The following is a 22997-nucleotide window of genomic DNA, read 5'->3' on the forward strand; positions in this document are numbered from 1 at the left end:
ATGGGTCTTGGCACTCGCCCCGACTCCTTCAATCGCGTCACCTGATTCATGTCTCTTGCCCGCGGATGCACGCCAGCATTTCGTCCGCAGTGGGTGCACCGTTAAACGGACATCATCAGACCACCAAGCCTGGCATAACCATTCGCGGCCTAAACCTTCATCGGCCATACCCAGCAAAGTGGCCATATCTTCTGTTGTCACGAGCCGGTCCATGTCACGCAGTGACATCACTGCCACCAGGCAGCACATAACGGAGGTTGCCGTCCCGGTCGTAGCACGGCAAGGGCAATTGATCTGTGTCGCGGCGATCAATCTCCACCCGCACAGGGCATTGCAACGTCCCATATGAACTGGACCTGCGCAGATGCGGTATCCAACCCTGCAGGGTGCGAGTGCCGAAGTGTTCCGTTTTAAGCATAACGATCATCCTTTTTTCGTTGAACTCAACAATGCCAGTCCTGGCAGCGAACATGTGGCCTGTATCAATCGGGCTGTAACCGCTTTCGCTGACGTACAACGTCGGTGCTACCTCCCACCGTGGCCTACGCAGGTTGCGCCTGGTCGTACATGACACGGGGTGTAGGTGTTGGATCGTCACGCCCAGGTTGCCAGCCTCCGCACCACGACACTCAGGGTCCACCGCGGCCTCTCTCGGCAGCACACCGACCTGCGCTGACCACCACGAACATGCGTACCCAGCCGCTATTGGCGCAGTTGGCGGAAATGAGTTTTCATCAATAGCAAGGCTTCATTGCAGACGATGCCCTACTGCATCTAATGCAGAAAACGCGAGGATGATGCATGCTCATTGATAACTGATCACAACCATAATATCGCTGGAGACTGCACCGGCCGTTGGCGTGCCGGTACGCCAGTAAGAAACACTTAGAGGAAGCGTGGCCGTGCCGCTGGACGCATCGACATCGATCGTGCGCTGATCCCAGCTGTCATTGGCGGGAAGGATGTGCCTTTGTCCATTGATGTTCCATGCCAATCCCACATCGATACCCTTCGCCCCATCTGCAGCCATGTTGGCAAAGCGATGGCCATCCGCTGACGATGGTGTTCCGCTAAATGTAAAACTGGCAATCGATACACCCTGACAAACAGCGCTGATCAAGAAATCCTTATAGCCAAAACCTTCATGCGATGCTGGAACATTCTTGAGCTGAAACGTATCCAGCACGACCTTGGCAACGGTAATGTCAAGATTGCAAGTGGGATGGGAGACGACAATATCCAACCCACCCAATAGAAGCGTGCCAAGCAGCGTAAGGGAATTAAAAAGGGGTACGCTACCTTTGGCACTCGGAACGTAGGCTTCGGTCGCATAGTCACGCCCAACTAGAGCACCAGGAAACCTGCCCGTAGCAATGGGACCCGTCTTTACAAGTTGCATGCTGGTATTAAGTGGCCCCAAGGCACTGTAGACCCCGAAAAATCCTTTGGCACCGCTACTCGGACTATCCGCTTGTGCCAATACAGGGCTTGTTTGCGCAGTTAAGGCTTGGCCATTCCAAAGAATAAGACGCACGCCAATGCCCGGATAGCCTGTCTCCCAGACGTCATTAAATCCGGACGCCAGCGATAGCGGTGTGGTCAGGGTAATGTTGCGGACCACGGGGTTGCCTATGGGAACGTTGCGGCAAATCATCCTGCTGCTCGTGCGGACGGTGAAGTTACGATCAACAAGCTGCTCCCCCACCCCTAATGATGATGGAACCACCAGCGAACCTGCTCCGGGCGTAAACGTCGCGTCGGACGGCGTATAAGTGCAAGAAGCATTACCCCGGGCAGAAGCTTGATGTGAGGTCATCGCTATGACCAAAGCAAAGCACGGCTTCCACCCAATAGAAGATGTTCTTGCATACCCTTTGGAGCGCACGGAAATTCGCGTACTTGTGACAAAGCTTTGCGCTCGAACGCGAGCTGCAAGGCCGTTTAATAATGTCGCCATCATGGATTCATTTCCTCTTGATCAGACAAGGCTGACAAAAGCGCATCATTTAGAAAGTCGATAGCTTCCAGGTAATAGATAACGATAAGGGAGGCATGGCCAGCCGTGCTCAATGCATGAATCGCATCGAACGAACGCCGGTGCTGCTTGCCTTGCGGTGGCAAGTCTGATCAGCGCGCACCGCGGTTTGCACCGATGGCGAAGGCATACTGGTGGTATGTCTAGACCGCAGGGCGAAGTGAGGCGCGCATACAGTGTGGCGGCGGATGCGTGGAATGGATCAGAGCATGCCTAGTGGCTACCACCCGACTGCCAAACCCACACCCACAGACACATCGCTGGATGAAGCCGAACCGCCAAACGACAGATTTACGTTCGGCCGAAGTTGGCGTGAATAACCAATGGCAACCGCAGATTGCCCCCCCTGATTGCCCACACCTACGCCCAACCGGTTCTTGGTTTCCAACCCTTGCGCGCTGAACGCCATCTGCCCGTAAGCAGCGCTCATCGCCCCCATGCGATTGATGCGCCTGTCGATTTGATGAAACTTCTGGTTAGCCCAATCCGTTACGTTATTGACCGTATCCTGCACCTGGCCCCAGTTAGCGGCATCGGTACGCTGCGTAGCGGCTGCTACATGGGTGATCTGGCGTTCGTTTCCGTCTGAGCCCACTGACACCGTGTTGTCGCGGTCGGCGATGGAGTTGGCACCCAGCGCCACTGAATTATTGCCCGTAGCTTTGGCATTGAATCCCAACGCAACACTGTTCTCGCCCGATGCGCTAGAGCTTGCACCCACAGCCGTGCTACCGCTAGCAGAAGCTACCGCACTCACCCCGGTGGCGGTACTGCCGGTGCCCGAAGCGACTGCACCGACGCCCGCTGCCGTGCTGTTGTCACCCGAAGCCACGCTGCCGTTGCCGATTGCAGTGCTATAGGAGCCCGATGCACCAGCGCCAGCCCCAACCTCCATACTGTTTTCACCCGAACCGCCGCGCGGGCCGTAGACGGGATCACCTCTGCCGATCGTGCCGTCGGCAATGCCCTGTTCAATATTGCCCACGCGGCCGTTTAGGTCACCCACCTGGTTATTAAGCCAGTCAAACTGATTTTGAACGTTCTCTTGCAGATCAAACAGCTGACCACCATTCACGGCCTGCATGCTGTCAGCCGCAATCAAGCCGCCTTTCAGATTGTCGATCAACGTACCACCCATACCACCCAGCGTAGCCGTGCTGAGCGTGAAATCGTCGTACACCAGCGCGCCAAGCTGCTTGCCGTTGGCATCGATCAAACCCGCCGCCTTGAGTTGCGCGATGGTCACCGCATCGCTGTCATCCACGCCGTTGGCGACGTTGGTGAGCTTTACCGGCGACGTTGTGCCGGCACCGCCCAAGGTGATCTGCGACTTCGTCGCTGGATCGTCATACAGCACGGCACCCGCCGCAACATGACCGATCTGCGTTCTCAAGCCGGCAATGTCGTTGGTATTCGTGATGACACGACCATCGAGATTGGAAAAGGCGCCTTCCACACCGCCCGCCACCGATTCACCATTGAGCTCATAGATCGGTGTCGTGATGGAACCATCCGGGGCAACAAGAGATCCACCACCCAACGCAACAACCATGCTGTCGGCGGTGCCGAACAGCTGCGCACCATTGATCGCATCGGTGCTGCGTGCACTGACGTTACCGCTGGCCACATTAGCGAGAGCTACCGGCACGACTGCCCCCGTGCCGCCCAACGTCACCTTTCGCTTGGTCGCGGGATCGTCGTAAAGCACCGCGCCGCCAGCCACATCGCCGAGCTGGGTCGTCAAATCAGCAATGTCGTTGGTGTTTTTAATGACACGACCATCGAGATTGATGAAGGCACCTTCCACGCCGCCCGCCACCGGCTTGCCGTCGAGCGTATAACTCGGCACCGTGATCGAGCCATCCGTGCTCACAGCGGAACCGCCACCCAATGCAACCGTCACACTGTGCGCGGTGCCGAACAGTTGCGAGCCGTTAATCGCATCCCTGCTGTTCGTATTGACGTTGCCGTTGGCGACGTTCGTAAGCCTCACGGGCGATGTTGAACCGGCACCACCCAGAGTAACCTGCGTCTTGCTGGACGAATCGTCGTACTGCACGCCACTGGCTGCGGTATGGGATATCGCGTTGTCCAATTCAGTGAGCGCGCCCCCGATCGTCGTCTGCGCCCCGCCATTGGCCAGGTGATAGACAGGCCCATCGAGAAGACCAGTCGTGGCATCGAGTGATGCGTTGCCACCAAGCGCCGCCGTCACTGAGGAAAGCTGCCTGACGTTCACGGCATCCGTGGCTTGCGTGCCTTCAGCCACATGAGTGATCTGGCGCGTCAAGGTGCTGTTACCTACCGACAAGCTGTACGCCCGGTCGGTAGCCGACGATTCGCCAATGGCAATGGCTTCGTCGTGGGAGGCAGTCGCGGCTTCGCCAATCGCTATAGCGTGAACGGCTGTAGCTTGAGCAGCCGTTGCTGCAGCTTGGCTGCCGCCGATAGCGATGGAGGCGTAGCCCACCGCATTCGCATACTGACCGATAGCGACGGATGAGTTGCCGGATGCCGACGTGTTATGCCCTATGGCGGTGGCACCCTCTGTAGTCGCTTGTGAGCTGACACCCAGGGCAGTCGTTCCTGCCGCTGTAGCATTGGCCAATGAACCGATTGCCGTGGCATTGCCAGCCGCTGCCAGGCTTCCTTGGCCAATGGCTGTGGTACTGATATCGCTAGCGGAAGCCGATTCCCCTACCACTACGGCACCATCGCCTTCCGCGATGGCGCCATAACCTACGGCAGTGGCTCCTGAACCGATGGCATTTGCGCTCGAACCCAACGCCGTAGCATTTAACTGCGTTGCATTCGCCCAGCTCCCCACCGTCAGCGAACTATACCCCGTCGCGGATGCCTGATATCCCACGGCGGTTGAACTACCGAGGCCTTCTGCAGTCGCGTTAGCTCCCAGGGCAACCGTTCCGGTATGGCCGGCCGACGCGTTTTGTCCGAGAGCCACCGAGGCACTGGCATAAGCAAATGCGGTATCACCAATGGCGACCGCACCCGTCGATCCGTCAGCACTACTATAAGTACTCGCATTATTGCCGATAATCACGGCATTGCCGACAGCCTTGCCCAATACATGACTCGGCGAGTATTGATCGGTAGCGTTTGCGCCGATGACAATGGAATTGGCTCCATTCGCCGATCCACCACCCGCCTGATAAGCGGCCAGCACTCCGATGTCGGAACGGAAGGCAGCGACTACGCCGTCATTTTCGGCGCAAATGCCCAATGCATCCAACGAGCCCTCACGTCCCTCCGCAGAGTGGCATATGTCAGTGGCTGAGACAGCACCTGCCGATCCACCCATCAGCATGGTCGCCATGGCGATCATCGCCTTCTTCCGCTTCACCGTCTTTTTGTGGCTCTTTGCCAACTCGGACGCAACGACGAACGAGCCCGTGGCAGCGTTCCATACAAGCTTGTAAACCCTATTCAATTGAAGTGCCTCATAACTCGTGTCAACGTACATACCGCCGTCAACGCCGCGAATAACTGCGCCGACATGGCAGGCGTGCCCGCAGCGCCAGTTCATCATCGTGTCCAGCCTTGGCCATTGGCGTACGCTTTATTGGAAACGCATCATGGAGATGCGATGATTTCCGGTGCGAATGCCCTGATGCCCTTTGCAACAGTTTCTATGCATGGCTGCAAAAGAATAAAATTTCTTTGCTTCATTCGGTGGTAACGGAGTACCGCACATCTTTATCAATCTAAAATTCGTCGCGACATCGCTCGGCATCATTGGCAGTGTCATGAGTAGTAGACACATGAAAAACAATGCGAAGAACATTAGATCGCCATGCGAAAACTGTTTTCCCAATTACCATACTTAAGACGCCGCCCTTCATTGACAAATACATGATTAAGCGGCATCACGTAACGCCAAAAATGCTAACTTTTTTTCAGCTCATTAATCATAGTTATTAAGACGTGGATACACTCGCATTTTCATCGAGGCGCAGCCATTTATCGCACTCTTATCCTTAGGTTTATCCAAGTTTTTGCCCGCCATTCCATCGAAATAGGGGGTTACTTTCCACTTCATTTCGAAGCGAGTCGTCATTCCGGCGAAGGCCGAAATCCATGACAAGTACGAAGCGTGGATTCCGGCCTTCGCGGGAATGACGAGCCGTTCTGAAACAGCGTTGTCGTGAACTTCAATTTTTCCGTCGGAACGACATAAAAAACGTAGGGAAACCTAAGACTCTGATCTCAGTTATAGCTCAGGCTGACCATGACCTTGCTCTCAAAACTTCCGGCTTTCACCGGCGCCTCCCGATAGTAGGCAGCTCTGAGATCGAGCGCGGCGATGCCGTTGGCTACGTTAAGCGTGCGCGTCCGGTCGCTATCGACACCGTTAGCGGGAATGATTTTCCCATCGGCAGCCGACTCCAGTTGCAGGCTAATACCCAGCCCATCACCCGTGTTTTGGAAGTGGGTACCATCGGCACTTGGCGTGCCGCTGAACAAGAAACTCACCGTATTGGCGTTACTGCTGCAATTTGCAGTAAGGGTAAAAGGTTCGTATCCAAAACTTTGATTGGAAGCCGGCACGTCGGCGATAGGGTATGGCTTCAACTGGATGGTTCTTGTCACATCCCCAGCACTAAGGTTACACGTGACGTTATCTTGGATAAGGCCTTCCACGGTGATGGTGCCAGTGGTCGCGGCAAAAGCTGCAGGCGTGAGCGAAAGCGCTAGCGTGATACTCGCTGCTAGCAGCGATGATTTAAAAAGACACATAACTATTTACTCCTACAAGAGGCGCTACGATGTTGCTTCTCAGTTGTAACCCAGGGTCACGGTGACTCTGCTGAGGAAAGTGCCGGTGGTCACCGCTGCAGCGCTGCGTGAATAACCCACTTCCACGGGAAGTTCCGCTACACCACTGGAAGCATCGACCGAGAACGTTCGCTGCGCCGACGTGCCGTTGGCAGGAACGTCGCCATAAGGCGTACCCACATGCAGACCCAAGCCCTGCGCGGTACCGGTGCTGGCAAACAAACTGTCATCGACAGTCGACTGTGCGCCACTGAACGTGAAGGATGCTGTCTTGGCATCTTTGCAGTTGGCCGTAATGGTAAAATTTTTGAGGCCAAACTTGCCATTGGCGACTGGAACGTCTTTGAGTTGAAAGGAATCCAGCTGCACATCACGATTCACATCACCGACACTGAGGTCGCAGGTGGCATTTTGAGCGACGATATTGAAGCCTCCTAGCCATAACGTATCCATCTGAGTACGCGATGTGAAATGAGTTATTGATGGAACCCAGCTCATAGCGTAACTCGCTATGTCAGCTGCAATTTGGCGGCGCTCAAACGCACCCGTGCTAATTGGGCCTGTCTTTATAAGTTCTATACTATTGTTTACTCCACCCATCAACGCCGTGGCTGCGACAAACCTAGGTCCGCAAGATGTGCAGCCAGGACCGCCTACTGCGCTACGTATTGGACTAGGATTCGTAGACAAGGCACTGCCGTCCCAAAGGCGAAAACGCACTCCAATGCCTGGATAGCCTGTCGCCCAGACATCGGAAAATCCGGGCACTTTCGACAACGGCGTCTCCAGTAAAACGTTATACACCACGAGGCCTCCATTAGTTAAATTACAATGGAATGGCCCACCTCCCGTGAACGAAAAGGTAATAGGAATTGTTGATCCGTCAGGCAGCGATGATGGGACGACCAACGACCCGGATGAAGCCGCATACGTAATGGTGCTGGGCGAAAACGTACACGCGGCAAAGGCTAGGTGAGAGGTCATTGCCATGATCAAGGCAAAGCATAGTTTCCAAATGGAACATTTCGCTTTACGACCTTCGGAATGTGTACAAACCCGTGCACTCGCATCACGCCCTGATGTTCGAATGCAAACCATCAGGCTCAGTAACTTCATCATCATGGTTTCGCTTCCTCTTGATCATGCGCCGCCGGCGAAAGCGGCATCGTTTCGAAAGCCGACGGCTTCCAATTGGTAGATGACGGCACCGTGGCTGGCGCCACGGTCGTTCCCGATCCTGTTCCCGACTTCACTCCCACCCCCGTACACGACGCACGAATCGCATCAGGCGTACGCTGCCGCTGCTTGCCCAGCGACGGCAGGTTGTAATCGATATGGCATTGCTCATCCGCCGCATTGCCCCACTTCACCGTCAACGTGCCGCTATCAGCCACGCCGCGCACATACAAGCGGCTGGCCTGTCCCACCACGCCCACGCTCTTGCCATTGGCATCGAATACGTCGGCGCCGAAGGGCAAGGGTTCACCATCGGGATGGTCGGCCTTGATCAGCACCGCGCGGCCGCTTTCGGTTTCAAACTTGAGCGGCACCACCGCGCCGCGGCGCGGCGCGACGTTTTCGGAGGCGTTCTTCAGCTCGACGTCGGCGGAAATGTTGGCAGGATCGAGTTGCACCGTATTGAGGCGGTATGGCTGCAAGTACGGCACCACGGCATAGCCGCGACCATCCACTTTGATATTGTTCGACGCGCCGTTGACCACCGCGCCCGCCGCGTCGGGCGCGTGGACGATGCCGATGGTATCGGTGACGGTTTGCGCCAGCGTCACACCGCCCGGGTGTATCACCATACCGCCCGACATACCGAACGAAGCCGTTCGATAGCCGGTGCTTTGCGAGTAATTGCCGGTGAGCGTGGCCAAAGGCGCGTTGTATTGCACATTGGCGTTGCCACTCGTACCGTTTTGTTGATAGTGCGCAGCAGAAAGCGCATACGTACCTTGCGACTGTGCGCCGAACTGACCATTCAAGCCGACCAGCTGGCTGCTGTTGTTGTTGCTGTCGTGAACCAGGGTGGTGTTGAACGTCGGCGCGCGCACGGCGCGGCCCAGCGGAATGGACGCCGTGAGATTGAACTGCGTATCGTTGCGATGCATACCCAGATCGCGCTGGCGCTGCGCCGTGAGGGTATAGGTAAGCAACTTCCACTGGTTCATGTAGCCCAAGGTGAAATTCACCTGGTCGGCGCGGCGGGTCCAGTAGCTATCCGTCTGCCCTTGCAGATAGAGCTGCCCTCCGCTCTTGCCCAGCGACTGGTTGACAGAGAGTTGCAACCGGCTGCGCAAACGATCGTAATTGTCAGGATCGCCGCCTTCCAGCGCCAATTGGTGCAACGACACAGCATCGCGCACGCTCAGATAACCGCGGGTGGAATAGCGGTACGCGCCTAGCGAAAAATTCAGACCGCTATCGAAAGTCTTGCTGTAGCGCAGCTGCACGCTCCGGCCGCTCTGCGGGCTTCCCATCGGCAGCGTGGTGCGCGCCTGCGTCATGTCCAACGAAAACGCACCGATGGAGGTGCCGAGAGCGCTGCCGAGCGTGAGCGCACCGTACCCCTGGGCGAAGGTCGCACCACCGTAGCCGGTGACCCGATTGGTGAGGCCGCGCTGGAGGGCACCCTGGGTAATAGCGGGCTTCACCTTCAAGCCGGCGTCGTCCATCTGGCCCAATGACACGGAGTACCGGTTATAGCCTTGGCGCAACAACTGGGGCGTGGCGGCATAAGGCACCAGCAGGATTTTCTTACGGCCGTCGGCTTCGTTGATTTCTACTTCGAGGTCGCCGCCGTAACCATTAGGGCTTAGATCATCGATCACGAACGGACCGGGTGCCACGGTAACTTGGTCCAGAATCACGCCGCGTTGGCGGATGATGACTTTGGCCGTGGTTTCGGCCACGCCGCGCACCACCGGTGCATAGCCGGTCTGCGTGGGCGGCAGCATGGTGTCGTCGGTGGCCAGCACCGCACCGCGGATGCGCACGCTGTCGAGCACGCTGCCATCGGTATAGACCTGGCCCGCCATCAACTGCGACTGCAGTTTAGGCAGATCTCGCTGCACGTAGATGTCGTTGTTCTGGTAGCGGGCACCGCGTGAACCGCCGGTCATCAGCGAACCGGTATGGCGCAAATGCCACGGCCCCAGATTAAGGCCAGCAGTAAGCCCCAGATAGCTGCTGGTGGACGTGCGGCCGCCATAGGTATTGCTGTACGTGTTGAAGTTGTAACCCACCATGGCCGCCGGCACGCCGCTGTCCCAGCTTTCCGGATTGACATAGCCGCGCGCATTGCGCCGCATGTAGATCTGCGGCACGGTCAGGGTGAGGCTCTGCTCATTGGAGTCGAAGCTGGCGGTTGCGCCGGGAATGTATTGACCGATATCACCGCAGAAGCTGCCTTCGGGCATGGGCAACGCTTGCTTCGCGGCCACCTCGCCATGCGCGGCCGCCTCCTCGGTTTTTCTTTGAATGCCGAGCAAATCGATGCCCAGGCGGATCAGCAAGTCGCGGTCGTAGCACGGCTGCGCGCTCGCCTTGCCATCCACGGCAGCGAACGTTACATCCAGGCGGTTGCTCATCAGCCCGCCATTGATGGTGACGTCCGCACGATAAGTGCCAGGCAGCACTATGTTGCCTTTTTCGTAGCGGGAGAGGTCCACCTGGCTGGTGTGGCTGCCACGCGGCAAAAAGCCCGCATCGAACTCCACCGCTTCCGGTGCGGCTGCATTAGCGGGGTCAAGCGTTGCGGCGGGTGAGGCGGGATCGGCCGCCGCCGTACTCGCCGCGCACAGCAGGGCGGCGTGGACGAAAAAGCCTAGCCGTTTGCGCGGCAAAGCAAGCGCGTGGGCTTGCCCCGCCGAACCGGGATCATAGGAACGCGGATGCATGAATGAACTTCCATGAACAAAAGTGTGGATTCCCTCCGAATACCCGCGGTACGTCGGAGACACGAAATATCAAAAAAAGAAATGCAGCCGGCGACGGCTAAAACGTGACGGCTGTCTTGCCCGGCTTGCGTGCGCCGAAGTCGTCAATCGAGGTGAACTCCACCTGCGCGCCGGCTGCCGGCATGCTTTTCAAATCCGGCAGCGGAAAGCGCAACGTGCCCCCGGGAGCCACCATGCTGTTTTTGACGTGATCGCGCTGGCCACGCGCATAGGTGCGCGCACCATCGTGCAGTTCGACTTGCTCGAACGACACGTAATAAGGCGAGGGGTTGCTCACTTCCAACGCATAGCCTTTGTCGGCGCTGACGAGCTTCCAGCTCAACTTGGATGGCGCATCGTTCACGTCGTACGGCAATCCAGCGGGACGGTAGAACACCTTGATGCGTGTACGGAACGCGAATTGCAGCAAGTTGCGTGCGTTGCCATCGTCATCTTTGGCCGCCGGCTTCGGCGGAACTTCCAGCATGTTGAACCAGAAAAGACTCTCCTTGTCGGCAGGCAGCGGTTCGCCCATAAAGGCCATGCGCACCGCCTGCTGCTTGGAAGGATCCATGCGGAACATCGGTGGTGTGAGGGTAAACGGCACGTCGGCTTTATCCGGTGTGACGTTGTCGTCACCGCTGTCCATCCATATCTGGATCAGCGCCGGCCGATCGCCCTTGTTATCGAGCCGTACCGTCACCTCCCTGTTCTTGGCCGGATAGACCACCCGGGTGGTATCGATAATCACGCCGGCCTGGATCGGCATGGCGCTCAGCGCCGTCATCAGCACGGCGAACACCGCGACAACGCGGTTGGCAATGGTCATAGCTCTGCTCTTGTAGAGTGAAAAGAGGCCCGCCTCACGCGCGAAGCGGGCGCAACTAGGCGTACTGTGCGAAAGATTTGCAATGCTCAGTGGCTTAGTCGTAGACGACTTCGTAGCCTACGCGGGCATTGACCTCACCCACCGTGGCATGGCCATTGGCGGAGTAGTACCGAGCATCCATCGGAATCTTCGCCTGATTGTTGGTGATCTGTACGCCCTCCGATACACCGCCATCAGCCAGATTGATCACCGTACCGTCCTTGTTGAGGATCTGAATCTGGATGTTCTGAGCACCGCCCGGGTCAGGATTTAGATAGCCGGTATTCGCATCGATCGATTGGCTGGTCCCATCGAACTCGACATAGGCGATATGGCCATTGGTGCAGCTGGCGTCACCGTTACCACCGATCACGATCTCAAACGGGACCGCGTCGCCAGTAGACGCTGGTTGCTGGAATGCGCCAACGGGAGGGTGGTGCATATCAACGGTCTTGTCGGCATTACCATGACCCGGGTCCTGGCCTTCCACCAGACAGGTTGTAGGCGAAAGGCCACCCTCGAAGGTAATGGTTCCGTCGACGCCCGCGAACACCTGACATGGCACTGCACCGACAGCTAGTACAACAGCGGCCGAAACAATCGAAAATTTCATTTAGCTAGTCCTTTTAGAAGAATAAATGGTGTATTCGAGAAGCGAATCGCGCTGGAGTCCGGCCACGCAACGCATCCTCGCCGCGGATTCTTACCGGATCAGATAAGCGACCTGCGGTAATTAATCACTACATGACTTTTTTGAGGTGCGGAGTACCGAACCTCAGCTCACTTCAGTTGCTTGGCGTTCGCCGTCTCGGCGTAGGTTGGGGTGCAAACCCCAACAGCGTCATGCTTATCGACTTGCCATGTTGAGGCTCGCGCCCTGAGATATCCCCACGTTTTTCCGCCAAAGACCAACGGCAAATCAAAAAGATAGTTGCAGCAACGCCGGGCGCTTTTGCTCGTCATTCCGGCGAAGGCCGGAATCCATGGCGAGTACGAAGCATGGATTCCGGCCTTCGCCGGAATGACGCCGAGGCAGGACTGACTTTTCGCGGCGACGACGCTTCGAGAGCAAAAAAAGGGATATCTCAGGGTTCGTACGCCAACCTACGCGGGCTCTGCACGAGATGCCCCATCACGCCAGCCATCAGGAGAGAGCACGTCGCAACATCCGATGTGTGACCAACAGACAGAGCCTTCCTCGCTCCTCAAAGCTGGGCACATCCATGTGCCCTCTCCACGTGCGCCGGGGCGACGGCGATGAACGTAATTGGCCTAGCCGTAGTTCGACGCCGATCAGGATAAATTTCGCCACGAAGCGAGAGTCAGCACGCCAACAAAAACTCCCGAATGCTGATCTACGACGGCGTCCTCGTTAGTAATAACGCTCCACCAGGGCGGAAAGAATGGCCACGGTTTCGACATCCAGCTCGCCGTCATGGCGCGCCGGCCGAAAATGGAGTTGAAAAGCTCTTATTAACGCGCGCTTGCCGGCCGGGTTTGTTGCGTTACGGATGTCGTAACCGTATTTGCTGAGCATGTTGAAGACCTCATCGTCCGCCGGCATCTTTTGCGCGTAAGCGCGCAAATATTTGACATGAGTGGTTTCTTCGTACCACGCCCCGACCCCCGCTTGATGTAGCGCCTTCCATGGGAACAAAGGACCGGGATCACTCTTCCTGCCAGGCGCTATATCCGAATGGCCGATCACATGGGTGGGAGAGATGTCTGGGTAGCGCTGGAGAATGTTCAGTGCCAGTTGTTCAACGGCTTTGATCTGCTTGGCGTGGTAAGGAAGGAAAACAATGTCTCCGTCCTTGTCATAAGCCTGATTAACGATTTCGATACCGATGGAAGTATCGTTGAGATTGTCGCGCCCCCTCCAGTAACTGACGCCCGCATGCCATGCGCGCTCCTTTTCATCAACAAGATTAAAAATGCGAATATCTTTGAATCCCTCATGGATATAGGATTCGTCGGATGGATCTGGCACGAGATAGTGAGCGCTTACGTCCGAGCCGGTGAGAGTGCGGACTGAGCTGTTGAAATTGGCCGCCGTATAGTGAAAAACCAAAAATCGCGCGCGCTGATTGAAGCTTTTACCGGATCGATAGCCGTTATAGTCGATGGCATACATAAAAACTCCTTTACATAGTTTTTGATCGCTGATGGATGAGACGGCGGTCGCCACCTCACCTCGAAAGTTCTATAGATCAGAGAAAGATGTTCTCTGGCGAGTGGAATAAATCCACGCATGAATGTACTGGCGATATAAGCGTATGAGGGGGGTATTGGGGTATTGGAGCCTCGTTACCTGAGGTTTCCCCACGTTTTTTTTCCCGTCATTCCAACGAAATCCAAAGTTATTTCGACCCTATTTCGAAGCGAACCGTCATTCCGGCGAAGGCCGGAATCCGTCGCCAGCACGAAGCATGGATTGACCAGCTTCGCTGTCGCAAAGCTCCTAGGCCTTCGCCGGAATGACGAGCGGCCCTAAAAAAGCATTGTCGTGAACTTCAATTTTCCTACTCGAAAGACGACAAAAGCGTGAGGAAACCTCAAGTCCAGTACCGCCTCCAGGTACAACCAGCCTAATAAGGACGCGTGTTAGGCCACTCGCTTGACGATCCCATAAATATCTACCCCCCTCTCATGCATCGATATCTCTAAAAGATGCAGCCAAGAGCCATACACGCATATCATCCGTTAAAGCATTCAAATGACGACCATCCCTTCATCTTCTATGTCAGGCGCACCTCCTGCCACGAGGAATACTGACAGCGCTTCCGATGAGATCATTACTGCTCCGAATGTTGGTGCCATTCGATATACGATGTCACAAGGCCCTGATGCCAATTGGGACATCGCTATCCGGAAAGACGGCAACCATCTCAGGGTGTATAAACCCTTGTGGCGTAATCTTGGTTTCGGCCGCGAAAATCGCCCCCCGGCACCACCGCCGAAAATTGCCGGGTATCAATACCAAGGAGAAACAATCCAAGGTGATGTCTCGACGCTTTCGTACACGCCAGAAGCGACTTCTACCCCCGGTTCAGTCGCACCTTCGAACGATGACCCTTGGGCGAACACATTTCCGTTTTCCTTGACCAATACACTGGCACGTACGCTCAAATCCAGCCCTGCGCAATCGCCTGAAGGCATCAAGTATCACCACGCTCGGGCAGTGGGCGCCATCGTGGAAATAAAACCCGATGGGCAGGTCAATCATCTGGGCACCGGCTTCCTGGCAACCTCTCCGTATGATGGTGACTCCAATATTTATGTCGTGACCAACAGCCATGTTATTCGTGCCAACGATGGCAAAAGCCGAAAGGAATTGTGGCTTGGCTATGAAAATCCAAACAGCGATCCGGAAGAACGGATAGCGCTATCTGGCCGCCCAGCAGAAAACGCTGGACTGGATTACGCCATATTTCGGGTCAAAGACGAGGACAAGGCCAGGGCAATCCACTTCCATCCGTTGCAATCCAATCCGTCAGGTTCGGGATTTATCGGAGACGACATCTACATGCCCAATCATGCCAACCGTAGCATCAAGGGCATTTCATACAGAGATAGCTCTGGAAGAAACACAAGAATACTTCAGATGACATCCGACCTTGGATCAAAATATCGCAACCAGGTGCTCGTGCACAATGCGTTCAATTCGCCTGGAACATCAGGCTCACCCATTATTGATAGCCATTCCCATAACGTCGTAGCGCTCAACTTTGGCGGCATTGGCCTGGGTAGAGCAGTCAATATATTGACGGTATGGACGGATGCACGACCGCAACTCCAGCATGAAACATAACTAAAAACCGAAAACACCAACTCTTTACGCAATGATCATGATCCAACCGGAAGGCATTCAAAATGCCATGCGTTGCTTCTCAGTGAACGATCCACGCGACATATGATGTTAACGTCAAAACTAATCTATTCGATTATGAACTCATCGATATTCAAATCCAGGCGAAAGTGCTGGGAAGGATGCTATGTCCCCACCAATGACGAGCGCCTTGCCGTATGGGCCCTGCGCTACTACGGCACAGGTCATCACAAGAACAAGCAGGATGTGAACAACCCGGATGAAACATCCATGATTAAAGAATCCACTACGACAGATCTTGAACTATTGAATCATATCGATAACAGGTCACGGACAGACTGATATGTTAATTATTATCGACACTGAAACATTGGCCAACTCAGCCAACGCCGCAATTCTTTCCGTGGGAGCCATTGCCTTCTCCCATGAAAGCGGTATCGACCCTATTAAATTTTATTCGAAGATCGATCTTCGTGAACAAGATGGACGAATGATCGATCCAAATGTCGTGACGTGCTGGATGCGGCGCGCGCAGGAAGACGATCATGCCATTGACGTATTCGATGGCGAACGCGAACCCGTCCGCGTAGTGCTCGAACAATTATCCACCTACATCGGCGCTCATTTGGCAGTCGATGGCGAAGTGTGGGGCGATGGACTCGACTGCATGACCATAAGGACGCTTTACGAGGAGTTTGGCATAGCGACACCTTGGCGCAATGCACAGCAACGTTGCGTAAGAACATTGAGAAGCCTTGTCATGCAATTGGATATCGAAATCAATGTCTCTCATGACGTATCGTCCTGTCAGGAGTTGGACGATGCCGAGTGGAATGCCCGATTTATTTTGGCGGCCGTGAAAAGCCTGCATCGGCGTCAAATCGACCGCCGAGTTACGATTTAACACAGGGTAGACGTTTAATATTATCGATCGATGGTTAGCGTAGCCTAAAGCTATTCGATCGTAGCGATTTTTTGTCGTTGATCAATCCTAAATCAAAGAGGATATTCATGAGCGTCATAGGAAGTATTAATCCCATTTCATATTCTAATAATTATGGCGTAAACCCATCAAACTCGGGCAGCGTCAGTCAGAGCAACAATTTACAATCACGAGTCCAGTCCGTCTCCTCGCCTTTTGAGCAGAGTTCGCAAGGGTCGGGGCAAGCAGGCAGCTCCCAAGGCCAATCCTCCATTTTTCAAAATTTTTTCCAAAACATTGTCCAGGCCCTTCAGAAGTTTATTCAAAGCAATCCGATAACTTCACTCATTAACTCAGCTGCCCAGTCAATTATGAGCTTGTTTGGCGGCTCAAATTCCAGTGGTGGCGCCAATGCCCAAAACGCATCAAGCGCATAATGCTTGGTAAGTTTCCCGCGCCGAAGCCGCACAACAGACACGGCACATGGTTTTTCCTGGCTGGCAACGGTTAGCAATTGTAGGTTGGGGTGCGAACCCCAACATAATCGCGCCTGAATAAAGGCCATGTTGGGATTCGCATCCCAACCTACGAATACATGGCAAATTTTCGTCGATCGATCTCAGATCAAAAAGGATCTTTATGAGCAGCATAGGCGGTATTAATAACTTTTCATCTTCTCCGAATTATGGCGTAAACCCATCAAACTCGGGCAGCATCCATCAAAGCAGCAATTTACAATCAAAAGTCACGTCCAACACATCACCTTTTGAGCAGAGAATGCAGGAAACGGCGCAAGGAGGCCCCAACGTCCCGCAGGCTGCCCAGAACGCTCTTGCGGCGCTGAAAGACTTTCGCCAATGGGCGATGTCAAACATCTACCAATCGCCTTCCGAGCCGGCTCCGCAAGGGTCTGGACAAGGGGGCGGCTCTCAGGCCCCATCCATCGACTCAAAGTCGTTTGTGCAGCGGGCTCAGCAGAGCGCCCAGGATCACCCTGGGTTGCGGCCGCTCATTAACTCGATGTTCCAGGATGCCAGGTACTCGCCGGGCATATCAAATTCTGGTACTGGCACTAATACCAGCAACTCATCAAGCACATAATGCTAGGGGAATTTCCTGCGCCGTAGCTTCCCAATAGATGCGGCGCATGGTTTTTTCTGATTGGCGATGGTTAGCAGAACCTTGAGCTCTTCGATCCATTTTGAGCGTAATCGATAACTCCGCAGCGTTCTTCTCACTACGCTCACTCAAGCCAACAGTAGCGCGCCAGTTCCTCTGGAGATAAGCATGAGCCGTAAACAGCAACGATTGAACAGAGCAGGCTGACGGGGCTTACTGGCCAAGCCGTCAACAAGCGGTTTGTCGGTAGCGGCCTTCTGTGCGCCCCCTGCACCAGATCCTGGGCGTGTCGTTGGATACCGCAAACAGTTAGTAAAGGTCCTAACTCGTACGTAGTATTTTTCTTCCGTCGCCCTTTTGGCAGCCTGCAGCCGAACATTTAGAGGAACGACGGATGCGGGCCATTTATCGGCATTTCTATTTCTGGGTGCTGCTTGCCATTCTCCTCGGCGGAGCGATCGGCCACTATTTTCCGGACACGGGCGTCGCGCTCAAGCCACTGGGTGACGGCTTCATTGCCCTGGTGAAGATGTTGATCGGCCCGATCATCTTTCTCACCGTCGTATTGGGTATTGCCGGTGTGGCAGACGTCAAGAAAGTCGGCCGCATCGGCGCCAAAGCCATCCTCTACTTCGAAGTGGTATCCAGTTTTGCGTTGGTGGCGGGTCTGCTTGTGGTCAACACGCTGAAGCCCGGCGCCGGCTTCAATGTGACGCCGGCATCCCTTGATGCCAGCGTGGCAAGCAAATATGCCAACGCGGCGCACGAGCAAAGCATCACGCACTTTCTGCTGCATCTGATCCCGACCACGTTCACCGACGCATTCAGCAGCCAAGGTGACTTGTTGCAGGTGCTGCTGCTGGCACTGTTGTTCGGCTTTGCCATGGTCCACGTCGGTGAACGCGCCAAGCCGGTGCTGACGTTGCTTGAGACACTGTCGAGCGTGTTCTTCCGCATCATGGGCATGGTCATGCGCCTGGCTCCGCTCGGCGCGATGGGCGCCATGGCCTTCACCATCGGCAAATACGGCGTGGCCAGCCTGGGACCGCTGCTGAAGTTGATGGGAAGTTTTTACCTGGCCTGCGCCGTGTTCGTGCTGGTGGTGCTCGGCGCCATTGCGCGGGCTACCGGGTTCAGCATCATCCGTTTTCTGGGCTACATCCGCGAAGAGCTGCTGCTGGTGCTTGGCACCTCGTCGTCCGAATCCGCACTGGTCCCGCTGATGCAAAAGCTCGAGCGCCTGGGCTGCTCCAAGTCGGTGGTCGGTCTGGTCGTGCCGAGCGGTTATTCGTTCAACCTCGACGGCACCAATATCTACTTGACGATGGCCGCAATCTTCATTGCCCAGGCATTGAACGTTGACTTGACGCTGACTCAGGAGCTGACCTTGCTCGCTGTGGCCATGTTGACGTCGAAAGGCGCCTCGGGCGTGACCGGCGCCGGTTTCATCACACTGGCCGCCACCCTGGCCGTCGTGCCGGCGGTACCGGTGGCGGGCCTGGCCTTGATCCTTGGCGTCGATCGTTTCATGAGCGAGGCACGCGCGCTCACCAACATCATCGGCAACGGCGTCGCCACCATCGTGGTTGCACATTGGGAGAGGGAGCTCGACCACGCCAGCCTGCAAGCTGTTCTCAATCCCCTTCAACCTCAGTCCACCGCACCAAAACCGTTGAGCACCTCAGAAACACCGTGAAACAAACCCTCTCTCTGCAAGGAGGCTGCCGTGAAATCTGTTCGCATGTTAATGCAGTGCGCCCTGGGCATGGGTGTGAGTGTTACCGCCAGCGCTTACGACCTCAACCAATGGCCGACCCGTTATACCAGTCCCGATGGCACCCAATGGAATATCACCGGTAATTATCAGTACGACGCGATGTTCGCGCGCCACAACGCTGTCATTGAGGATGCTCACACGCATCGTCGCAAGGAATTCGGGCTAAGCGCGCGTAAGCAAGGACAATGGGACGCGATCGTCTACTTCGATTTCCAGTCCAAATCCTGGTTGGATGTGTTCTGGCGCGTGAATAGCCAATGGCTGTTCGGCAAGGATTACGGCCAGATACGCCTAGGCCACAGCAAGCCTCAAGTTGGCTTTGAGGGCGGCACGGCTTCGCGCGCCAACAGCTTCGTGGAAATGGCGTTGCCGATGCAGGCATTCTTCGAGACTCGCCGTACCGGCATCGACTGGGCGTTCGAACGGCCGCGCTACCTGCTGAATCTCGGCTATTACTTCGCAAGCGACCTCAACGGCAACAACGACGGCAACACCGTGACGGCGCGTGCCGCCTGGACGCCGCGCAAACAACAAGCTGATGTGCTCCATCTTGGCCTATCCGCCTCGCTGGAGCACCCACACGGCAGCACTGACGGCCGCGGTGTCTACACGCCGGCATCGGTGCGCTGGCGTGCTCGCCCGGAAGCCGGGCTTACCGACGTGCGGCTGATCGATACCGGTAGCCTGAGCCATGTGCACAGCAATCGCCGCCTGGGCTTCGAAGGTTTATGGATCCATGGCCCGCTATCACTGCAAGGCGAATACCTGCAAGCACGCAGCCTGCGCCAACAAGGCTTGCCAGGTTATGTCGGGGACGGTTATTACCTGTTCGTCAGTTATGTGCTGACGGGCGAATCGCGCACGTATGCCGGCGGCAATGTCGGCAATGTCATACCCGCCCGCCCGTGGGGCGCCGTGGAGCTGCTGCTGCGGCACAGTGCGCTGAACCTCGACCATGATCCGATAAATGGCGGACATCAACACGATCTCACGCTAGGTGTCAATTGGTATCTCACCCAGCATTTCAAGTTCCAGGCCAACTACGTCGAGGCACGTGCCAGCCAGCAAGGCGTGCAGCAACACCCCAGCATCACGGAGCTGCGCGCTCAGGTCTATTTCTAGGGAATGCCCGATCAACAGAGGATCATGATGAGCACCACCTTGCACTCCATCACCGCACAGACGCCGGCCATGTCCACAAGCAGGCGTCTGCGCTCGATCTTCGGTGGATCGATCGGCAACCTTGTCGAGTGGTACGACTGGTACGTGTTTTCGGCCTTCTCGCTGTACTTCGCCCAGGCGTTTTTTCCCCAAGGCGACCAAACCATGCAGCTGCTCAACACGGCAGCCGTCTTCGCCGTGGGTTTCGTGATGCGTCCATTAGGTGGCTGGTTGCTCGGTGCCTTTGCCGACCGCAAGGGGCGCAAAGCTGCGCTCCTGCTATCCGTATTCATGATGAGCCTGGGCTCGCTGATCATCGGCCTCACTCCGGATTATCAGCATATCGGCTTGGTTGCGCCGATACTGTTGGTGCTGGCGCGACTGCTGCAGGGACTTTCAATCGGCGGTGAGTACGGCACGTCCGCCACTTATTTGAGCGAAATGGCGCCCGCCCGAACACGCGGCTTCTGGTCGAGCATCCAGTACGTCACGCTCGTGGCTGGTCAGTTGTGCGCACTGATGCTGCTGATCGTGCTGCAACAGTTTCTGCTCACGCCCGAGCAACTGCATGCATGGGGTTGGCGCATCCCCTTCCTTATCGGCGCGATGCTGGCCGTCATCGCCGTGCTGATCCGGCGCAACATGGACGAGACCACGTCGTTCAAACAAGCCACGCGCGTGGCAAGCCCGCTGCGCACCCTGCTGCGTCATCCACGTCCCGTACTTACGGTGATCGGCCTGACCATGGGAGGAACGCTGGCTTTCTACACCTATACGACCTACATGCAGAAATACCTGGTGAATTCAGTCGGCATGAGCAAGGCTGACGCCACGTCGATCTCCGCCGCCGCACTGTTCATCTATGCATGGCTGCAACCGGCGTTCGGGGCCCTCTCGGATCGGATCGGGCGCCGCCCTATGCTGATCGGCTTCGGTGTGCTCGGCACCCTGCTCACCTACCCCATTCTGTCCTCGCTCACTCAGGTCCAAGGTTGGTGGCAGGCATTTGGGCTCGTCATGTTGGCCTTGGTCGTGGTCAGCGGCTACACCTCGATCAACGCCGTGGTTAAGGCCGAGCTATTTCCGGCTGAAATTCGCGCCATCGGCGTTGGCCTTCCCTACGCATTGACCCTGTCGGTATTCGGAGGCACGGCGGAATTCCTGGCACTGTGGTTCAAAAAGATCGGCCATGAGGACTACTTCTATTGGTATGTGACTGCCTGCATCGCCTGCTCATTGCTGGTATACGCTGGCATGCGCGATACACGCACACATTCCCGCATCACCGAAGGCTGAGGACCCATCAGCTAGTCGTGACTGCTCGTTGACGCTTCCTTCCGAACGGTTTCATCGCGTAGCCGGCACCAAGGTGTTAATCAATAGCTGCGTGTTCGAAGCAAGCAGACTTATGTTATGAGCCCTCTCGCTAATCGCCGTCAATGCCTCGCTCGCACGCGTGTAGCCGCTCTCCTTCAATGCCTGGGCCAACGCATGGCCCAAGCCCGCACTGGCTTCACTAAGACCGTAGATCACTCCAGCGCCATAGGCGGAAACATTCCGCAGGTTGAAGGGTGAAAGCGCGTTGTTCAAACCTTGCGCATTGCGCTGCAAGTTTTGCAAGCCGCGCAAAATACCCCCCGAGTCGGCCAACCTGGTTTCAACGCGACGCAAAAATTCGTCCGGGTTGCCGGTGAGTGCGCTCACTGCACTACCGGACGCACCGGCTGTATTAAGGATCGTGCCGATGGCAAAGGCCAAGTCGCGCTGCTTTTCATAGGGGCTCTTGGTTCGGTCGGCGAGCGTAGTAAGTGCCGTGTCTATATCCCGCAGAGATCTGCCAAATCCCGCAAGCGGGCCTCCACCTGCGCGTAAATAGTTCGAGAAGTCTTTGAGCTGGTTGCCGACATGGTTCTGTCCAGTTGCTTTTGCAACATTGGAAAGGCCACTCAAGACTTGACTAGTACCCTGCAAAAGATTGCCAAAGGTGCTCACGCCGTAGTTCAAACCCAGCAGGTATCTGCCGTTTTGGAAGTCGCCGATGGCCGTCACACCGTGAACAAGGCCGGTCTGCAGGGAAACGGCGGCCGATTCGAAATCCAGACGCGCATGTCGCTGAAAGTCGGTCACACCTGCAGGTACAGGTGGCGGGCTCGGCTGTCTTACCGGTGGCGAGCCCGGCTGCCCTCCCCATGGTCCTATTGTCGGCCGCCACGGAGACTGGCTCTCCTCCTGACTGAACAAGGCACGGTTTGACCGGCTGCCCTGCTGTTGCGGAAGCCAAAGCCGTGACCCACCCGAAGCAAGGGAACTTGGCCTTATGCTGCCTTGCGTTGCTTCCGCCTGGCTGAAAGGATGAGGCATGCCTTCATTGGCAGCCGAATTCACGCCGTTCTCGACATGCAACACATGTCCATCAATCCGTTCGACCATCATGATAAAACCCTCGCTAATGCTTGTCGCACGCAAAGCTTGCACCGCGCAAAGCAAGACACCTCATTGCTCAACATAAATAATTCGTAATTAAATTAATTTTTATAAGTTAATCTTTATA

At 56.0% G+C, this 22997-nt stretch carries 16 protein-coding genes; 6 read left to right on the top strand and 10 right to left on the bottom strand.

Annotated features, from left to right (window positions below):
- Positions 1–805: 805 nt before the first annotated feature.
- The 8 genes from IEX75_RS04750 to IEX75_RS04790 all read right to left on the bottom strand — a co-directional run bounded on the left by IEX75_RS04750 (position 806) and on the right by IEX75_RS04790 (position 13772).
- A complete protein-coding gene (locus IEX75_RS04750; protein ID WP_188793077.1) occupies positions 806–1960 on the bottom strand; it encodes a fimbrial protein in 1155 nt (384 codons plus the stop codon).
- Between the two features lie 295 nt (positions 1961–2255).
- Positions 2256–5420, bottom strand: coding sequence for a YadA-like family protein (locus tag IEX75_RS04755; protein WP_423373323.1), 3165 nt, complete (start codon positions 5418–5420; stop codon positions 2256–2258).
- 839 nt (positions 5421–6259) lie between these two features.
- On the bottom strand, positions 6260–6790 hold the full coding sequence (locus IEX75_RS04760) for a fimbrial protein (RefSeq protein WP_188793079.1): 531 nt from the start codon (positions 6788–6790) through the stop codon (positions 6260–6262).
- Positions 6791–6829: 39 nt separating this feature from the next.
- A complete protein-coding gene (locus IEX75_RS24385; RefSeq protein ID WP_343213812.1) occupies positions 6830–7951 on the bottom strand; it encodes a fimbrial protein in 1122 nt (373 codons plus the stop codon).
- Positions 7948–10731, bottom strand: a complete 2784-nt coding sequence (locus tag IEX75_RS04775; protein ID WP_188793082.1) for a fimbria/pilus outer membrane usher protein — start codon at positions 10729–10731, stop codon at positions 7948–7950. Before IEX75_RS04775 ends, IEX75_RS24385 begins: the two co-directional genes overlap by 4 nt.
- Before the next feature lie 97 nt (positions 10732–10828).
- Entirely contained in the window at positions 10829–11599 is a 771-nt protein-coding gene (locus IEX75_RS04780) for a fimbrial biogenesis chaperone (protein WP_188793083.1), read from the bottom strand.
- A gap of 94 nt (positions 11600–11693) precedes the next feature.
- Entirely contained in the window at positions 11694–12251 is a 558-nt protein-coding gene (locus tag IEX75_RS04785; RefSeq protein WP_188793084.1) for a fimbrial protein, read from the bottom strand.
- A 759-nt stretch (positions 12252–13010) separates the two neighbouring features.
- The gene (locus tag IEX75_RS04790) at positions 13011–13772 is read right to left on the bottom strand and encodes an N-acetylmuramoyl-L-alanine amidase (RefSeq protein WP_188793085.1); all 762 of its coding nucleotides are present in this window, start codon (positions 13770–13772) and stop codon (positions 13011–13013) included.
- Positions 13773–14354: 582 nt separating this feature from the next.
- Here IEX75_RS04790 and IEX75_RS04795 point away from each other — a divergent pair.
- Both IEX75_RS04795 and IEX75_RS04800 read left to right on the top strand, forming a co-directional pair.
- Positions 14355–15449: a S1 family peptidase gene (locus IEX75_RS04795; RefSeq protein ID WP_188793086.1), complete on the top strand. Its 1095-nt coding sequence runs from the start codon at positions 14355–14357 to the stop codon at positions 15447–15449.
- A gap of 361 nt (positions 15450–15810) precedes the next feature.
- A complete protein-coding gene (locus IEX75_RS04800) occupies positions 15811–16371 on the top strand; it encodes a 3'-5' exonuclease (RefSeq protein WP_188793087.1) in 561 nt (186 codons plus the stop codon).
- Positions 16372–16711: 340 nt separating this feature from the next.
- Here the strand turns inward: IEX75_RS04800 and IEX75_RS24075 are convergent, their stop codons facing one another.
- Positions 16712–16954, bottom strand: coding sequence for a hypothetical protein (locus tag IEX75_RS24075; protein WP_229720637.1), 243 nt, complete (start codon positions 16952–16954; stop codon positions 16712–16714).
- A gap of 74 nt (positions 16955–17028) precedes the next feature.
- Here IEX75_RS24075 and IEX75_RS04805 point away from each other — a divergent pair, with 74 nt between their 5' ends.
- From IEX75_RS04805 to IEX75_RS04820, 4 genes are all read left to right on the top strand, one after another.
- Positions 17029–17490, top strand: coding sequence for a hypothetical protein (locus IEX75_RS04805; protein WP_188793088.1), 462 nt, complete (start codon positions 17029–17031; stop codon positions 17488–17490).
- 412 nt (positions 17491–17902) lie between these two features.
- Positions 17903–19204: a dicarboxylate/amino acid:cation symporter gene (locus IEX75_RS04810; RefSeq protein WP_188793089.1), complete on the top strand. Its 1302-nt coding sequence runs from the start codon at positions 17903–17905 to the stop codon at positions 19202–19204.
- 45 nt (positions 19205–19249) lie between these two features.
- Positions 19250–20407 carry an OprO/OprP family phosphate-selective porin gene (locus tag IEX75_RS04815; protein ID WP_188794324.1) on the top strand — a complete coding sequence of 386 codons (1158 nt, stop codon included), beginning with the start codon at positions 19250–19252 and terminating at the stop codon, positions 20405–20407.
- A 24-nt stretch (positions 20408–20431) separates the two neighbouring features.
- Positions 20432–21742, top strand: coding sequence for an MFS transporter (locus IEX75_RS04820; protein WP_188793090.1), 1311 nt, complete (start codon positions 20432–20434; stop codon positions 21740–21742).
- 51 nt (positions 21743–21793) lie between these two features.
- On the opposite strand, the gene IEX75_RS04825 is transcribed toward IEX75_RS04820, so the two are convergent.
- Entirely contained in the window at positions 21794–22879 is a 1086-nt protein-coding gene (locus tag IEX75_RS04825) for a hypothetical protein (RefSeq protein WP_188793091.1), read from the bottom strand.
- Positions 22880–22997: the final 118 nt, after the last annotated feature.

Source organism: Dyella nitratireducens (genome assembly GCF_014642835.1).
Taxonomy (GTDB): domain Bacteria; phylum Pseudomonadota; class Gammaproteobacteria; order Xanthomonadales; family Rhodanobacteraceae; genus Dyella_B; species Dyella_B nitratireducens.

Excerpts from the sequence above, each read along its gene's own strand:
- IEX75_RS04810 (WP_188793089.1), top strand. The coding sequence starts at position 17,903 with ATGCGGGCCATTTATCGGCATTTCTATTTCTGGGTGCTGCTTGCCATT.
- IEX75_RS04820 (WP_188793090.1), top strand. The coding sequence starts at position 20,432 with ATGATGAGCACCACCTTGCACTCCATCACCGCACAGACGCCGGCCATG.
- IEX75_RS04760 (WP_188793079.1), bottom strand. The coding sequence starts at position 6,790 with ATGTGTCTTTTTAAATCATCGCTGCTAGCAGCGAGTATCACGCTAGCG.
- IEX75_RS04780 (WP_188793083.1), bottom strand. The coding sequence starts at position 11,599 with ATGACCATTGCCAACCGCGTTGTCGCGGTGTTCGCCGTGCTGATGACG.
- IEX75_RS04790 (WP_188793085.1), bottom strand. The coding sequence starts at position 13,772 with ATGTATGCCATCGACTATAACGGCTATCGATCCGGTAAAAGCTTCAAT.
- IEX75_RS04825 (WP_188793091.1), bottom strand. The coding sequence starts at position 22,879 with ATGATGGTCGAACGGATTGATGGACATGTGTTGCATGTCGAGAACGGC.
- IEX75_RS24075 (WP_229720637.1), bottom strand. The coding sequence starts at position 16,954 with ATGGCCTTTATTCAGGCGCGATTATGTTGGGGTTCGCACCCCAACCTA.
- IEX75_RS04795 (WP_188793086.1), top strand. The coding sequence starts at position 14,355 with ATGACGACCATCCCTTCATCTTCTATGTCAGGCGCACCTCCTGCCACG.
- IEX75_RS04785 (WP_188793084.1), bottom strand. The coding sequence starts at position 12,251 with ATGAAATTTTCGATTGTTTCGGCCGCTGTTGTACTAGCTGTCGGTGCA.
- IEX75_RS04800 (WP_188793087.1), top strand. The coding sequence starts at position 15,811 with ATGTTAATTATTATCGACACTGAAACATTGGCCAACTCAGCCAACGCC.
- IEX75_RS24385 (WP_343213812.1), bottom strand. The coding sequence starts at position 7,951 with ATGATGATGAAGTTACTGAGCCTGATGGTTTGCATTCGAACATCAGGG.
- IEX75_RS04815 (WP_188794324.1), top strand. The coding sequence starts at position 19,250 with ATGTTAATGCAGTGCGCCCTGGGCATGGGTGTGAGTGTTACCGCCAGC.
- IEX75_RS04750 (WP_188793077.1), bottom strand. The coding sequence starts at position 1,960 with ATGATGGCGACATTATTAAACGGCCTTGCAGCTCGCGTTCGAGCGCAA.
- IEX75_RS04805 (WP_188793088.1), top strand. The coding sequence starts at position 17,029 with ATGAGCAGCATAGGCGGTATTAATAACTTTTCATCTTCTCCGAATTAT.
- IEX75_RS04775 (WP_188793082.1), bottom strand. The coding sequence starts at position 10,731 with ATGCATCCGCGTTCCTATGATCCCGGTTCGGCGGGGCAAGCCCACGCG.